General features: G+C 64.8%; 12 protein-coding genes. 8 read left to right on the top strand and 4 right to left on the bottom strand.

Features of this window, described 5'->3' with window-relative positions:
- Window positions 1–41: 41 nt before the first annotated feature.
- Window positions 42–674: a hypothetical protein gene (locus M727_RS0123910; protein ID WP_027154765.1), complete on the top strand. Its 633-nt coding sequence runs from the start codon at window positions 42–44 to the stop codon at window positions 672–674.
- A 2-nt stretch (window positions 675–676) separates the two neighbouring features.
- Here the strand turns inward: M727_RS0123910 and M727_RS0123905 are convergent, their stop codons facing one another.
- Window positions 677–2,827: a DUF294 nucleotidyltransferase-like domain-containing protein gene (locus M727_RS0123905; protein ID WP_245268915.1), complete on the bottom strand. Its 2,151-nt coding sequence runs from the start codon at window positions 2,825–2,827 to the stop codon at window positions 677–679.
- A 298-nt stretch (window positions 2,828–3,125) separates the two neighbouring features.
- On the opposite strand from M727_RS0123905, the gene M727_RS37175 reads away from it, so the two are divergent.
- From M727_RS37175 to M727_RS0123890, 3 genes are all read left to right on the top strand, one after another.
- On the top strand, window positions 3,126–3,518 hold the full coding sequence (locus M727_RS37175; protein ID WP_051505697.1) for a hypothetical protein: 393 nt from the start codon (window positions 3,126–3,128) through the stop codon (window positions 3,516–3,518).
- A 203-nt stretch (window positions 3,519–3,721) separates the two neighbouring features.
- On the top strand, window positions 3,722–3,877 hold the full coding sequence (locus M727_RS42475; protein ID WP_084646856.1) for a hypothetical protein: 156 nt from the start codon (window positions 3,722–3,724) through the stop codon (window positions 3,875–3,877).
- Window positions 3,878–4,009: 132 nt separating this feature from the next.
- Complete coding sequence (locus M727_RS0123890) at window positions 4,010–4,954, top strand: LLM class flavin-dependent oxidoreductase (RefSeq protein WP_027154763.1); 945 nt, start codon at window positions 4,010–4,012, stop codon at window positions 4,952–4,954.
- A 52-nt stretch (window positions 4,955–5,006) separates the two neighbouring features.
- On the opposite strand, the gene fhuB is transcribed toward M727_RS0123890, so the two are convergent.
- From fhuB to M727_RS0123875, 3 genes are read right to left on the bottom strand one after another with little or no spacing between them, the layout of a single operon-like run.
- Window positions 5,007–7,013, bottom strand: coding sequence for a Fe(3+)-hydroxamate ABC transporter permease FhuB (gene fhuB / locus M727_RS0123885; protein ID WP_084646855.1), 2,007 nt, complete (start codon window positions 7,011–7,013; stop codon window positions 5,007–5,009).
- Window positions 7,010–7,891, bottom strand: a complete 882-nt coding sequence (locus M727_RS0123880) for an ABC transporter substrate-binding protein (RefSeq protein WP_245268906.1) — start codon at window positions 7,889–7,891, stop codon at window positions 7,010–7,012. The genes fhuB and M727_RS0123880 overlap by 4 nt, the downstream gene beginning before the upstream one ends.
- A gap of 7 nt (window positions 7,892–7,898) precedes the next feature.
- Complete coding sequence (locus M727_RS0123875) at window positions 7,899–10,073, bottom strand: TonB-dependent siderophore receptor (protein ID WP_027154760.1); 2,175 nt, start codon at window positions 10,071–10,073, stop codon at window positions 7,899–7,901.
- Window positions 10,074–10,267: 194 nt separating this feature from the next.
- Between M727_RS0123875 and M727_RS0123870 the strand changes: the two genes are divergently transcribed.
- The 4 genes from M727_RS0123870 to M727_RS0123855 are packed head-to-tail and all read left to right on the top strand — an operon-like array spanning window position 10,268 to window position 13,519.
- Window positions 10,268–11,092 carry an ATP-binding cassette domain-containing protein gene (locus M727_RS0123870; protein WP_084646859.1) on the top strand — a complete coding sequence of 275 codons (825 nt, stop codon included), beginning with the start codon at window positions 10,268–10,270 and terminating at the stop codon, window positions 11,090–11,092.
- Between the two features lie 28 nt (window positions 11,093–11,120).
- Window positions 11,121–12,062: a tonB-system energizer ExbB gene (gene exbB, locus M727_RS0123865; protein WP_027154758.1), complete on the top strand. Its 942-nt coding sequence runs from the start codon at window positions 11,121–11,123 to the stop codon at window positions 12,060–12,062.
- Between the two features lie 15 nt (window positions 12,063–12,077).
- Window positions 12,078–12,536, top strand: a complete 459-nt coding sequence (gene exbD / locus M727_RS0123860) for a TonB system transport protein ExbD (protein WP_027154757.1) — start codon at window positions 12,078–12,080, stop codon at window positions 12,534–12,536.
- Window positions 12,536–13,519: an energy transducer TonB gene (locus tag M727_RS0123855; protein WP_027154756.1), complete on the top strand. Its 984-nt coding sequence runs from the start codon at window positions 12,536–12,538 to the stop codon at window positions 13,517–13,519. The genes exbD and M727_RS0123855 overlap by 1 nt, the downstream gene beginning before the upstream one ends.
- Window positions 13,520–13,720 lie beyond the last annotated feature (201 nt).

The following is a 13,720-nucleotide window of genomic DNA, read 5'->3' as shown; positions in this document are numbered from 1 at the left end:
CGGTTAACATCGGTTGGGAACAAGACCGAAGGGAGAGCGCCATGGGCCTGCTGAACGACCTGTTGCCCGAGTTCCTGCGCAAGCCGCAGCCGATCGGCAGCGTCGGCGAACTGGCTGACTTAATGGATTCGCGCGCCGCATTCCTGGCGCAGAAAAGCATCGTCGAGTTCTGCCGCGTCAGGGCAGGAGTTTATTGGCAGAAGCTGTTCAGCGAGAAGGAGTTCCAGGCGGCGCTCAACCATTCACGCTGGCGCGCCTACCCTGCGTGTTACGCCATGGTGGCGGAAATGGTGGAGGGTGCGCTGCGCGAACCCGCCGGCTTGCGCCAGCGGGGCCTGCCAGCGGCGCTGGAAAAAGTCGCCCTGGCAAGCTTCTCCAAATATGCCGTTCCGGCGGGTTCGCCCGCCACTTTCTGGGAGGACGCCGCCGAGATCACCCGTCAGCGCCTCGCCGCCACCCAGATCGGCCCACCGCGCCCGGTGCGCGAGATCCCCGAGCCGCTGGCGCGAACGGTTTTCGAGATGGTCCCGATCCACCCCAATCTGCTGACCAACGATTACGACTATATCTTCAACTTCCTGAGAATGAATCTGCTGCGCGCGCATGAGGATTTCCTGGTGCAGGCCGACCGCGGCGCCCTCGTCGACCAATTGCTTGGCGCCGCACGCAGCTGAGTTTACTGTCCGAGCGTCGCCGGCGATGCGAACATCAGGTCCCGCACCAGGTCGGGTGCCGACTGAAGGCGCTTGATGAGTGTCTTGAGCTGTGCCTGCTGCTCGCGCGCCAGCGCATTGATCTCGACGCGGTTGGATACCGGTATACCGGCGTAGATGTCATGCGTCTGCTGAGCGAGCAGCAAGCCGATCAGCATGGTATGACCGGCCAGCATCGTCTTCATGTCGGGCTCGCCGCCAATATCCAGCGCGATCAGTCGCTCGAGCCGGGCACGGGTGCTCCGCTCGCGGATGCCGTGGCGAATTGCAAGCGTGCGTGCGGTTGCGACGATTGGAAAAAGGCCATGCTTCTTGATGTCCAGCCGGCCATTTTCAAGCTGAAAGCCGCCAAAGACAGTGAAGGGATTGCCGGTCGTCATCTGCTCGCCGAGCAGCTTGGCGAACACCGGCTCGGCGTGGGCGCGGTCATACGCATATTCGACGAACTGCGCGGCCAGCGTGGTGTCGCCATGCACCGGCCGCAGATCGTAGACGATATCGACGTTCAGCAGGTCCTCAGGCCGCAGGCGGCGAACCCAATCCTCGACACGCCCCTTCCAGGTGTCGAGGCTTCCGCGGAATGCGGCATTCGCGGCCATTACCCCGCCTTTGCAATACGGCACGCCTGAGATGTCGAGCATGTCGGCGAGCTTGGCGCCGAGATTCTTGAACCAGCTGTCTTCGGGCCCATCCGGCTCGCCATCTGCAAAGACGATGGCGTTGTCCTGGTCGGGGGCCATCAGGCTTTCGCCACGGCCGCCTGAGCCGAGCACGAGCACGGCGTAGGCGCAGGGCGGCGGGCCGTGACCTTCGATCTGCATCTGCTGTTCGGCAAGCACGGCGGCGCGGCGGGTAAGCGAGCAAAGTTCGTCGCTGATGATTTCCGCCACCACGCGCGGGTCGATCGCTTCGCCGAGGAGCGATCGTACCACGCCCGGCAGCATCGACCAGCTGGCCGCCAGTTCGGCGGCGTCCCTGGCATGTTCGATCGTGTCGTCGAGATCGATGGCAGCGGCGGCGCGAAGCCTCAGCAGGTCGCGCGCCGAAAGCACGCCGACCAGCATGCCGCCTTCGTCGCGGACGGCGAGGTGGCGGACTTTCAGCCGATCCATGCGGCCGATCGCCCGATAAGCGAAGGCGGCGGCGCGGATGCTTATCAGCGGTCGCGTTGCAATGTTTCCGACCGGCATGTCAAAAGCCCGCTCGGCGTCGGACGATATGCGGCGCAGCAGGTCACGCTCGGTAACGATGCCATAATCCTCGATCGCTTGATCCGGCGTTCCACGCCCGGACACGAGGACAGAGCTGATCTTGCGCTTGACCATGAGGTCGATGACCTGCCTTGTCGGTTTGGTGGACGTCACCACCACTGGCGGGCTGCTCATGAGGCTGCCGACGCGATGGCGATAGGCATAGGGATCAACCGGCTGAAACGCGGGAGCCTGGGGTCGCGACACCGGCTCGGCCCAGCCGGCGCGATGGCCGGCTTCGAGAGCGTCCGAAAGGGCAAGGCAGGCAACCTCGGCCTCTCCAAGTGTTCGGATGTTGCGCTTGCGCAACTCCGGAATCAGCGCGGCAAAGATGTCTCCGGCCGCAATCGCATCGCCCAGAGCCGAATGCCGGCCGGTTATTTCCAGGCGCAGCCACCCGGCGATCGTTTCCAGCGAATGGTCTGCCAGATTGGGATTTGCTATGGTCGCAAGAAGCCGGACGCACAGCGCCCGAGGCTTTTTCCAGGGCAAGCGGGCGCGTCGGCATTCGCGCTCCAATACCGCCAGGTCGAAGCCGATCGAATGGCCGACGAGGACGCGGTCGCCGACGAACTCCTGGAATTGTGCCCATGCATCCGGGAAGCTGCCGGCTCCGTCAACATCGGCATCGGTGATGCCGTGGACGAGCGAAGCCTCGGACGGGATTGCTTCACCGGGATCGATGAGGAGATCGAGCTGAGTTTCCCGGACGACCTTGCCATGCGCGATGCCGATCGCGCCAATCTGGACCACGCGCGCCTTGGTGGCGTCGGGCCCGGTTGTTTCGGTGTCGACGGCGGCAGCCGCAATTGCTATCAGCGGTGTCGCGCCGCTCGCCGGCTTCAATTCCGTCTCCTGCGGCATAGCCGATAGCCTTCCTCTGCCGGATGTCTCGCCGAGACAGCGCCTGTCCGAGACAGCGCCTGTCGATGCCGGAAAGGTTCGATCCGGCTTGCCATGCAACATAGAGCGCGCCGGCGGGCGGCGTCGATGGCCGTATTTCAGGCTGTTGCGTCCGCAAAGTTGCGCTGGGGAGTTGCGCGCCTGCACGTGATGCTGAATCCCCAGAGGTATACCCGTCCTGGCGGCACATTCGCCTTAAAGTGATTTGATACGGTCGCAGCGCTCCCACATTGTCGGCGAGTTTGCTGCCGAGGCGCCGATGGATGAGATCAGGCGGGTTGCTGTGGGGTGCATCGGGCGCGCCGTCATGTTCGGCTCGCTTGCCATCGGCTGTGTCATGGTCGGCTTCTCCTTCAACCCGGTGTCTGCATTTCGCTCCGGCGCATTCCTCACGCTGACCATGGTTCTGGCCCTGATGTGGAAAGCCACGACCGCAGCCTTCAAAAATCCCAAGCACACCGAAGTCTGGCTCTACCTCGATGAGAAATCGCGCCCAGCCGATGCCTCGGCGCGACGGGTGTTCGGCACCATCATGGGCGACGTTTATAAACTCTACGCCCAGATCGCGCTTGGCGTGGCGGTTGGGTTCTTCCTGGTGTCGATCGTGCTGATGCTGTTCGGGCTGGAAGCTTACAGGCCGCCCGCCAAATAAGCGGCCGCTGCCCCATTCCCGCCTTCCGCCTGCATGAGCCAGGCGTTTGCCATCGGGCCCGGTCGACCTCGGAAGTGCGGCGCTAAGCAGCAAACAAACCAAATTGTCGTCTGATTTGAGAAAAAAATTCCAAGGATCGCTGGAAAATAGCACTCGACAAAGTCTACTGATTTTATAGATTAACCGCCGAGACGGAGGTCGATATGTCCTATTTCCAGAACGCCCGGACTGCCCGCAAAAGCCAAATGCTCGGTTCTGAGCAGACTTGGCGGCCGGCCTATGCGGGCGCCTTTGCCTATCTCGTCTTTGCCCTTGCGTTCGTGTTCACCGGGGCCGTCGTTCTGGGTTTTGTTCCCTGACTATGGAGCCCGCGAGTCATCGGGCCTGACTAAAGGGATAGCTGTCTGCCGTTTCGCAATATCGGAGTTGAATGACCGCATGCCGGCGCGCTTTCGCGCGCCCCTTGCCCCAACGTGATGGAGGAGATGGCAATGCCGATCGAGTTCACGCATGTTCCCGGTAAAACTCACCCGGCCGACCCAACCGCGCCGTTTTTCTACGATTTTGTGGAAACAGCGACAAAGCTGTCGCTGATCGAGGAAATCGGTTTCCAGAAAATCGTCGTCGACGATCCGGCCGGGCTGCTGACCAATATGGATATTGCCGCCCGGGCGCTGCACCGCACTTCTTCGCTCGAGATCGTTCTAACGCATTGGGCTGGTGTGATCGAGCCGACGGTGGCGGCACGGCAATTGGCGGCGCTCGACGCAAAAAGCGGCGGTCGGCTGTCGCTCAGGATGCTCAGCGAGCCGCTGAGCGACGACGATGCCGAAACGCGTCCGGTCGGTCATACGGTCGTCTGGCAGCGCGTCGATGAATATCTGGTGCTGCTGAAACGGTTGTGGTCGAACGACAGGCCGTTCGATCATGAAGGCGCCTTCTACAGCGTCAGCGGCGGCTATGTGCCGCGCAAGGGGCCGCGTAGCGCCGGCGTGAGCATCCGCATGGGCGGACGGTCCGGAACGGCGCTCAGGGTCGCCGGGAGGCATGCAGATGTCTTCGAACTGACGCCGGGTTCGCTCGACGAGATCCGGCAACTGATGGAGCGGGTGCGCAATGCCGCCGCCGAACACGGTCGGGCCGGCAAGCTGCGCTTCGCGCTTCCCGTCCGGATCCGTTTGGAGGACAACGCTTCCTGCCAGAAGGCGGTCGAAATTACCGGGCCGCCGGCACAAGTCGCGCTTTCCCTGCTTCCTTATGCTGCCCTGGGAATCGAGGAGTTCATGATCGTCGGTGTCGACAGGCCGGGCGACATCGCGGCGGCTGGCCGCGAGGTGATCGCGCTGCTGCGCAATTCGCTGACGCGCCGCGAGGCCGATGTCCCTCAGCCCGGCGCGTTTGCGCCTCGCGTGATCCGGGAAGCACGCGCCGGCTGAGCGCGTATTATGCGCTTTGTGGCCGCGAGCCCGAAGCGCGTGGCGGGGCCGTTCATTGCCGGCCTTTCCACATCAGCACCATGAAGTAAGGCCCACCGACCAGGGCAGCAAGCAAACCCGCCGGAATCTGCCACGGGAAAATCAGCATCCGGCCGGCCCAGTCGGCCGAGACAAGCATCATCCCGCCAAGCATCGCGGAAGCGAATAGCTGCGGCAAGGCGCGTTGAAGACCGAGCATGCGGGCCAGGTGCGGCGCCATCAATCCGACGAAACTTAGCGGCCCGATGACCAGCGTGGCTATTGTCGTCGGCACCGAGATAAGCACCAGGAGCACGACCCGCGCGCGAAACAGGCCAAGCCCGAGCCCGCGTGAGGCGGCTTCTCCAAGCGGCAGTATTTCCAGCCAGCGGCTGGTGAGGGGCGCGATGGCCAGCAGAGCAGTCGCCGTCACGGCGGCGATTGTGGCATCGGCGGCGGTGGCCCGGTAGGTGGAGCCGGACAGCCAGCCGATCAGCGTATCGAGCCGAGGATCGCCGCTGGCGAGCATCACCGCCGAGAATGCCGACGCCATCGTCGCCACGGCGACCCCGGAAAGCAGCAACCGATCAGGCGCGAGGGGCTGCCGGGGTCCGGTTTGCGAAACCATCGCCAGGCTGACTAGCGCCCCGACGAGGCCGGCCGCGATCATCGCCGGGCGGTTGACATCAGAAGTCGCGACGAAGAGCAGCAGGATGCCTAGCGAGGCGCCGCCGGAGATACCCAGCACCTCGGGCGCCGCCATCGGATTGCCGGTCATCCGCTGCATCAGCGTGCCGACCACGCCCAGCATCATTCCAGCGCAAACCGCGACGGCGATGCGAGGCGCCCTGAGCGGCAGCAGGTCGGCAAGTTCGGCGGCCGAGGCCACGTGCCAGCCGGCCGCGCCTCGCCCGATGACAAGCGCGGCGCAGAGAAGAAGCGCCATCGCGACGAGCCCCAGCAGCAGATAGGGCCACCCGCTGCGCCTGCGCACGGAAGACAGCATGGCGCCGTCCCGATCCGGGCTGGTGCGCAATTTCGGCAGGAGAAGAAACAGCAGCGGCGCACCGAGGAAAGCAGTCGCCACACCTGCAGGGATTTCGGAGGTAAACGGCAGAACCTGCACCAGCCGGTCGGTCAGCCACAACAGGGTGGCGCCCGCAAGCGGCGCCCAGATCATGCGCTGGCGCAAGGTCCGTGCGCCGGCGAGCCTGACCAGCGCCGGCGCTGCAAGCGCCACGAAGCTGATGACACCGACGGCTGCGACCACCATGCTGCTCAGCGCGACGGCGACAGTCATCCCGGCCAGCCGTGTCACCACGGGTTTCGTGCCGAGGCTTTCGGCTCCCTCGTCGCTGAGGTCGAGAAGCCGCAGTGGCCGGAGCAGAAGGAAGGCAGCAATGCCGGCCATCGCCAGCCATGGCGCGAACCCGAGCACCACGGCATCGCCGTTCTGGATCAGCGAACCGCTCTGCCAGATGAAGAGTTCCTCGGAATATTCGCGATTGGCCGCCATCAGCAGGGCGCTCGCCGAACTGCATGTGAGGCTGACCACCAGGCCGGAAATGATGATCGCGACCGGCGAGAAACTCCGGCCCCGGGCCAGAGCCAAAACCGCCAGTGTCGACAGGGCGCCGCCGGCGAGCGCCACCCATTCGCGACCTTGCTCCAGCATCCACGGCGCGTAGAGCGTGGCGATCGTCAGGGCGACGGTCGCGCCTGCGTTGGTGCCGATGGTCGTCGGCTCGGCGAGCGGATTGCGCAGCACCTGCTGGAGCAGCGTGCCGGTCAGGCCGAGCGCCGCGCCGGCCAGCAGGCTGATTGCCAGACGCGGCAGAAAGGCATGCCGGTAAAGCAGCTGCCGCAGATCGGCAAAGTCGGTCGCCCCGAGCGACTGCCACCACATGTCGGCGGGCAACAGGCGCAAAAGCCCGGCAGCGGTGAGATAGGCGGCGAGCACCGCCGGCACGCCGACGAAGGCGACGAGCATCCCTGCCTTGAAACGAGCACGATGGCCGGCCGTCGACTGCATGATGGTCATGCCCGGGCCAAAAACGTCGCAAAACGGGTAGCGGCGGCTAGCCCGCCAAACGGCCATACCGGCGGGATTGTCCTGACGTTGCCGGCTTTGACGCAGGGAAGGTTCGCCCAGAGGCTGCTCTGGTCGATCCTGATCTTCACATGCGGCGGGATGGGATCGAGGGAAATCACGCGGGCCTCGCCGATCGCAACCAGTTCTTCGATGCCCAGCATGGAAAAGCCCCAGCTATCGGTCGGCGCCGTCCAGGCATTGGTGAGGCTCAACCTGTCGAGCACGTCCTGGAACAGACTGCCCTTGCCGTAGACACGGACGTGACGATCGTCGAACATGCTGACCACCGCGAGCGGCTGGTCTGCCCGCCCTGAAAACTGTGCCCTGATCTGGGCGATTGCCGCCGCCGTCGCCTGGATGAGGCGCTGAGCCTCAGCCTCGCGGCCGAGCTTTGAGCCAAGTTTCAGCGTCTCATCCTCGGCCTGGCGATAAGGCGCTTCGCTGCCATCGTAGAAGGGCACGGTGTGCAGTGGCGCGATCCGCCTGAACGGAGCTTCGTCCAACCCATAGCCATAGGCGCCGGTGATAAGGTCGGGCTTGAGTTCGAGGAGCAGTTCGAGATTGGGCTCGCCGCGCGAGCCGAGATCGAGGCAGCCGGCGGGAAGAGCCGGACCCGCGACCCAGTCGCGGTAGCCCTTGGTATCGGCGACCGCCACCGGGCCGATCCCGAGCGAGACGACCATCTCGGCCGAGGTCCACTCAAGGCAGGCGATCCGCGGCTGCCGCGCCGCATGCGCCGGGTCGCCGCGCAGACCGAGGCTCGTCGCCGCCAGGCCGGCCAGGCACCGGCGCCGCGTCAGTGGCGCCAATTGGGTCCGGGCCTGCACGCGCGGGTCACCATGTGTACTTCACCGAGCCGTTGATCCGGCGACCCTCGCCATAAAAGCAGCCGAAGCTTTCCGCGTAACAGGAGGCGACATAGCGCTTGTCGAACAGATTGCTGACATTGAGGTTCAGCTCGGCGTTCCTCCATTCGTAGTGGAGTGCGGCATCGACAAGAGTGACTGCCGGCACTTTGAAAGTGTTGGCGTCGTCGCCGAAGGTCGAGCCGACATAGCGGATGCCGGCGCCGAGCCCGAAGCCTTCCAATTTGCCGCTGCCGACCGTGTAATTCGCCCACAGCGAAGCCGCATGTTCCGGCACGCCGAACGGGGTGTTGCCCTCATCGCTGACCGTCTCGCCACTATCGTCGTCGACGGTGATCGAGGTGGCCTTGGTGATCTCGGTGTCGAGATAGGTATAGGCCGCCCGGAAATCGAAGCCTGAATCGAGGTTCGCAACAGCTTCCAGCTCGATGCCGCGCGAGCGGATCTCGCCGGTCTGGAAGATATCGTTGGGCGCGCCAACACCGCCATAGCGCACGACATTCTGCCGGGCCAGGTCGAACGCCGAAATGGTGACGAAGGCGTTCCAGCCGACCGGCTGGTATTTCAGCCCGACCTCGTACTGCTTGCCGGTTTCGGGCACGAGCGGATTGCCGTTGCTGTCGGGGCCGGACACCGGCTGGAACGATTCGGAATAGCTGACATAGGGCGCAAGGCCGTTGTCGGCGAGATAAAGCAGACCGGCGCGGCTGGTGAAGGCGTCGTCCTTCTGGCGGGGACCGAAAGCGCCGGCCAGATTGTCGTGGACTTTCGCGTCGGCCCAGTCCTGGCGGCCGCCCAGCGTCAGCCGCCAGTTGCCCAGCTTGATCTGGTCCTGTGCGTAGAGGCCGACCTGCGATTGGGCGGTGTCGGTGTCTGTATAGGGCGTCATTTCGCCGACCGGGTAGCCATAGACCGGGTCGAATATGTTGAAATCATCGTCGGTCATATCGTTGCTGGCGGCATAGTCGCGGTAGGTGTAGCGCTTGTAGTCGAGGCCGAGAAGCAGCGTGTGGGCGAGCGGCCCGGTGTCGAAATCGGCCTGCGCCTGGTTGTCGATGGTCACGCCGCTGAGCCTGCTGCCGCCGGCATCGGCATAGCGGGAATAGTCGCCCTCATCATTCAGAAGCCCGCCGCCGAAGACGCCTTCCTCATAGTGCTTCAGATAGACGTAGCGGGCATGCTGGCGAACCTGCCACGTCTCGTTGAAGCGGTGATCCAACTCGTAACCGATCGACGCCTGGTCGTTGTCGTAGGTGTCGAAGCCCGGTTCGCCGACGAACATGCTGTTCGGCAGGTATTTTCCGTCCCTGCCCGGCCTGATCGTGCCGTATGCCGGCAGATACTGCATCGCCCAGCCGGACCGGTCGCGCTGATAGTTGGCGAGGATGGTCAGGCTGGTATCGGCATCGGGCTGCCAGGTCAGCGCCGGCGCGATGAAGATGCGGTCGTCCTCGACGAAGTCTGTCTGCGTATCGCCAGTGTGCGCGGCGCCGGTGAGGCGGAACAGCAGCGACTTGTCGGCGTTGACAGCCCCGCTGAAGTCGAACTTTCCTTCATAGCGGTCGAAGCTTCCGGCTCCGAGTTCGACCTCGCGGAGGGTCTCCTCGGTCGGTCGCTTGCTGACATAATTGATGATGCCGCCAGGGCTTGCCTGGCCGTAGAGAACCGATGCCGGCCCGCGCAGGATTTCGTAACGTTCGGCACCGTAGGAATCGAGCGCCGTGAACAGCGTGAAATTGCTTTCCTTGAGCTGCAGCCCGTCCTTGTAGAAGACGCCGCTGGAGTTCGAAATGCCGCGCATCTGCAAGCCGTGGCCACGATTGTCGGTGCCGTAGAGATTGCCGGTTGCGCCTGGCGTATACCGCAGCGCGCTGTTCAGGCTGTCCACCGCCTGCGCTTCCATCTGGTCTTTGGTGATGACCGATATCGACTGCGGCGTCTCGATCAGCGGTGTTTCGGTCTTGGTAGCGGTGGAGCCCTGGGTGGCGACATAGCCGTCGACCGTCCCAAAGGCGCTTTCGACGCGTTCCTGAATATTGATCGGGTCGAGGGTGGAGGTCGCCTCCTGCGCGACGGCGTGACCACCGCCAAGCAGCACCGGCAGCGACATCGCCGCGACCAGCAGGTTTCGGCGCGCAGTCACTTCGCTTTGAGTTCTTCCGCGACCTGAACCAACGACCATCTCGGCGCGCTCCACATTTCGTGTTTCGACGCAATCCGGCGCGTCACGACATTTTGTTGACTAAGTCATCTTCATTGTTGACTAGTAAACTCATGTTTCATAGTCAACCGGACATCGGCGCCCGCAACCTGGATTGCCGAAAACCGGATTTCGAAATGCGCGCGCAAAACTGGAGGAAGGCCGAGACCGTGGCAGGAATTCATGCCCAGACTGCCTTTCATGTCGAAGCGGTGCGGTTCGCCGTCGGCGAGCGAACGCTGCTCGGTCCCGTCACACTCGCGTTGCAACGCTCGCGCGTCTATGGGCTGATCGGGCACAACGGCTCAGGCAAGTCGACGCTGATCAAGCTCCTGGCGCGCCAGCAGCCGGCAAGCTCGGGCGGCATAACCTTCGCGCAGCGGCCGCTGGTGCAGTGGGGCGCGCGCGAACTGGCGCGCGCACTCGCCTATCTGCCGCAGACGACGCCGGCGGCGACCGGCCTGACCGTGCGCGAACTGGCGACGCTCGGGCGCTATCCCTGGCACGGCGCGCTCGGCCGTTTCGGGCACGAAGACAGGCGCCATGTCGAGGAGGCGCTTGTCCTCACCGATATGGCTGACTTCACCGACCGGCTCGTCGACGAATTGTCCGGAGGCGAGCGCCAGCGCGCATGGCTGGCCATGCTGGTGGCGCAGAATGCCGGCGTCATGCTGCTCGACGAGCCGATCTCGGCGCTCGACATCGCCCATCAGGTCGAGGTGCTGGGGCTGGTCAGGGACCTCAGCCGCAAGCGCGACCTGTGCGTCGTCGTCGTGCTGCACGATCCCAACATGGCGGCGCGCTACTGCGACGAATTGATCGCACTGAAGGACGGCAGGCTGCTGACGCGCGGCACGCCGGACCAGATCATGCAGGGCGACGTGCTCAAAGGAATTTTCGGTGTCGAGATGGGCGTGTTTGCGCACCCCGTCACCGGCCAGCCCATCGGCTATGTGCAATGAGGCCACTGTGAGAATAAGGAAGAAGCCCTTGTCCAGACATGGTTTGTTCGCGGCGTTGCTCGCATCCGTCATAATGTCGGCCGGCGGCGCAGCCGCCCAGGAGCAGCCGGGCGCAGCCGCCCAGGAGCAACCGGGCGCGGCCCCGGCGATCGAGGCGCCGGCTCCCGCGCCTGGGCAGGCCGCGCCGGACACGGCCGTGCCACCGGCGACCCCCACCGAGACCACGTTTACCGAGACTGGCCCTTCGACGGCAACGTCCCTGACCCTGCCGCGTGACCTGTCGCCATGGGGCATGTTCATGGCGGCCGACATCGTCGTGAAAGCGGTGATGATCGGGCTGGCTTTTGCGTCCTTCGTCACCTGGACGATATGGCTGGCCAAATCGCTGGAGATCCTTGGCGGCAAGCTGCGCGCCCGCCGCGCGGCACAAGCGATCGGCAATGCCGCGACGTTGAACCAGGCCGGGCGCGCGCTTGGCCATAATAACGGTCCTGGCGCCCTGCTGGTGCAGGCAGCCGAAGAAGAGACCGCACTTTCGGCCGGCTCGCTCGACCATGTGTCCGGCGAAGGGCTGAAGGAGCGGGTCACCTCGCGCCTGTCGCGCATCGAGGCGGCGGCGGCGCGGCGCATGTCGCGCGGCACCGGCGTCTTGGCGACGATCGGCTCGACCGCGCCCTTCGTCGGACTGTTCGGCACCGTCTGGGGCATCATGAACGCCTTCATCGGCATCTCGCAGGCGCAGACCACCAACCTCGCCGTCGTTGCCCCGGGCATTGCGGAAGCCTTGCTGGCCACAGCGATGGGCCTTGTCGCGGCGATCCCGGCAGTGGTCATCTACAACGTCTTCGCGCGATCGATAGCCGGTTACAAGCAGATCCTTGCCGATGCGTCGGCAGGGGTCGAGCGGCTGGTCAGCCGGGATCTGGATTTCCGCACGGTCGCGCCGGCAAAGCAGATGGCCGCGGAATGAACACGGAGCGACGCCATGGCGGCTAGAATTCGAGAGAACATCGACGGCGATCTCGAGGAAAACCACGAGATCAACGTCACGCCGTTCATCGACGTGATCCTGGTCCTGCTGATCATCTTCATGGTCGCGGCGCCGCTGGCGACGGTGGATGTCAATGTCGACCTGCCGGGCTCGACCGCAACGCCTGCGCCTCGACCGGAGACGCCGCTGTTCCTGACGCTGAAGAACGATCTCAGCCTGGCGATCGGCAACGACAGCGTGCCGCGCGCAGCCTTCGCCGCCGCGCTGGTCGGCAGGACAAAAGGCGACAGGCAGACGCGCATCTTCCTGCGCGCCGACAAGGCGGTCGGCTATGGCGAGCTGATGGAGGTGATGAACCTTTTGCGCGGCGCCGGCTATCTGAAGATCGCGCTGGTTGGCCTCGAGACCGCGCCCGGCGATGCCGCGTCGCCGCAAGTCGGAACCGGCCAATAATGTCGCCGGCGGCCGCCCTGCCGATGGCCGATCAGCGGCGTTTCGGCGCGCGCGAGATCGCCTGGTGGGCGGGCGCGGCTGCGCTGGTCCTGATGGCGCATGCCGCGGTCGGCTATGCGATGCAGAGCTGGCGCCCGGCCGAGCCCGATGGCGGGCCGCCGCAGGCGCAGGTGATCGAGCTGTCGCCAATGGCGCTCACGCCGGCCGAGCCGGCGCCGATATCGGATGAGATAACGCCCGATCAGCCGGACCCGGCCGAGGAGCCCGAGATAACCGAAACGGAGCCTCCGCCCGAACCGCCCGTCGAGCAGGCCGAGCCGGTCACCAAGCCATCGGAGGCCGCTCCGGCCGACACGGTCGAGCCGACCCCGCCGACAGTGGCCGAACGGGTCGACCAGCCGCCGCTCGAGGAGGTCGTGCCCGAAATTGCCGAAGCCGTCACGCCGGAAGTGGTCGTTCCGCTGCCGCAGCCGAAACCGGTCGACAAACCCGTCGAGGCCAAGCCAAAGAAACAGGCAAAGACTGAGGTAAAGGAGCCGGCTGAGGTCAAGGCGAAGAAGCCTGTCAAAGAAGCCAAAAAGCGTCCGAAAAAGGAAAAGGCCACACTGCCGCGGACGACGGCCAGTGTCGCTGCGACATCCGCAGCCAGGGCGGCCGCCCCGAAATCGGCCAAAGCAACGGCTGCGAGATCCGGCGTGAGTCCGGACAGGTGGAATTCGCGGTTGCGTGCATGGATAAGACGGCACACAAATTATCCAAGGGCGGCGAAGGCCCGGCGCGCGGAAGGCAGTCCGAGCGTGACCTTCACGATCGACGGATCCGGCCGGGTCCTGTCCGCCCGGCTGGCTCGTTCCTCCGGCGATCCAGACCTCGATAGCGCGGCGCTCAGCGCATTACAGGGCGCGTCCGTGCCGGAGCCACCGCCGGAACTCGGCTCCCGCATAACCCGCACCGCGCCATTCTCGTTCGCCCTGCGCAACTAAGTTCCTCGGCACAGTGATTTTGACAGGTCTGGGCCGGCAGCGAACGTCGACAATTCGGTCCAGTGGCAAACCGCCAACCTCTAGGATTAGCCGAATCATCCTCCACTTCGTCATCCCATGGCGGAGCAAGGAGCGAAGCGACGCGGCGCAGACCCTGGGATCCATTCCGTGACATCAGCCGAAGAATGCAGCGGCTCAGAA

The sequence above is a fragment of the Mesorhizobium sp. WSM2561 genome, from assembly GCF_000513915.1.
Classification (GTDB): domain Bacteria; phylum Pseudomonadota; class Alphaproteobacteria; order Rhizobiales; family Rhizobiaceae; genus Mesorhizobium; species Mesorhizobium muleiense.
Note: the sequence above shows the minus strand (reverse complement) of the source record. Positions and strands in the feature narration are given on the sequence as shown.

Bases quoted from the DNA above. Each gene is read 5' to 3' on its own strand.
- M727_RS0123910 (WP_027154765.1), top strand. From the start codon at position 42: ATGGGCCTGCTGAACGACCTGTTGCCCGAGTTCCTGCGCAAGCCGCAG.
- M727_RS0123905 (WP_245268915.1), bottom strand. From the start codon at position 2,827: ATGCCGCAGGAGACGGAATTGAAGCCGGCGAGCGGCGCGACACCGCTG.
- M727_RS37175 (WP_051505697.1), top strand. From the start codon at position 3,126: ATGGATGAGATCAGGCGGGTTGCTGTGGGGTGCATCGGGCGCGCCGTC.
- M727_RS42475 (WP_084646856.1), top strand. From the start codon at position 3,722: ATGTCCTATTTCCAGAACGCCCGGACTGCCCGCAAAAGCCAAATGCTC.
- M727_RS0123890 (WP_027154763.1), top strand. From the start codon at position 4,010: ATGCCGATCGAGTTCACGCATGTTCCCGGTAAAACTCACCCGGCCGAC.
- fhuB (WP_084646855.1), bottom strand. From the start codon at position 7,013: ATGACCATCATGCAGTCGACGGCCGGCCATCGTGCTCGTTTCAAGGCA.
- M727_RS0123870 (WP_084646859.1), top strand. From the start codon at position 10,268: ATGCGCGCGCAAAACTGGAGGAAGGCCGAGACCGTGGCAGGAATTCAT.
- exbD (WP_027154757.1), top strand. From the start codon at position 12,078: ATGGCGGCTAGAATTCGAGAGAACATCGACGGCGATCTCGAGGAAAAC.
- M727_RS0123855 (WP_027154756.1), top strand. From the start codon at position 12,536: ATGTCGCCGGCGGCCGCCCTGCCGATGGCCGATCAGCGGCGTTTCGGC.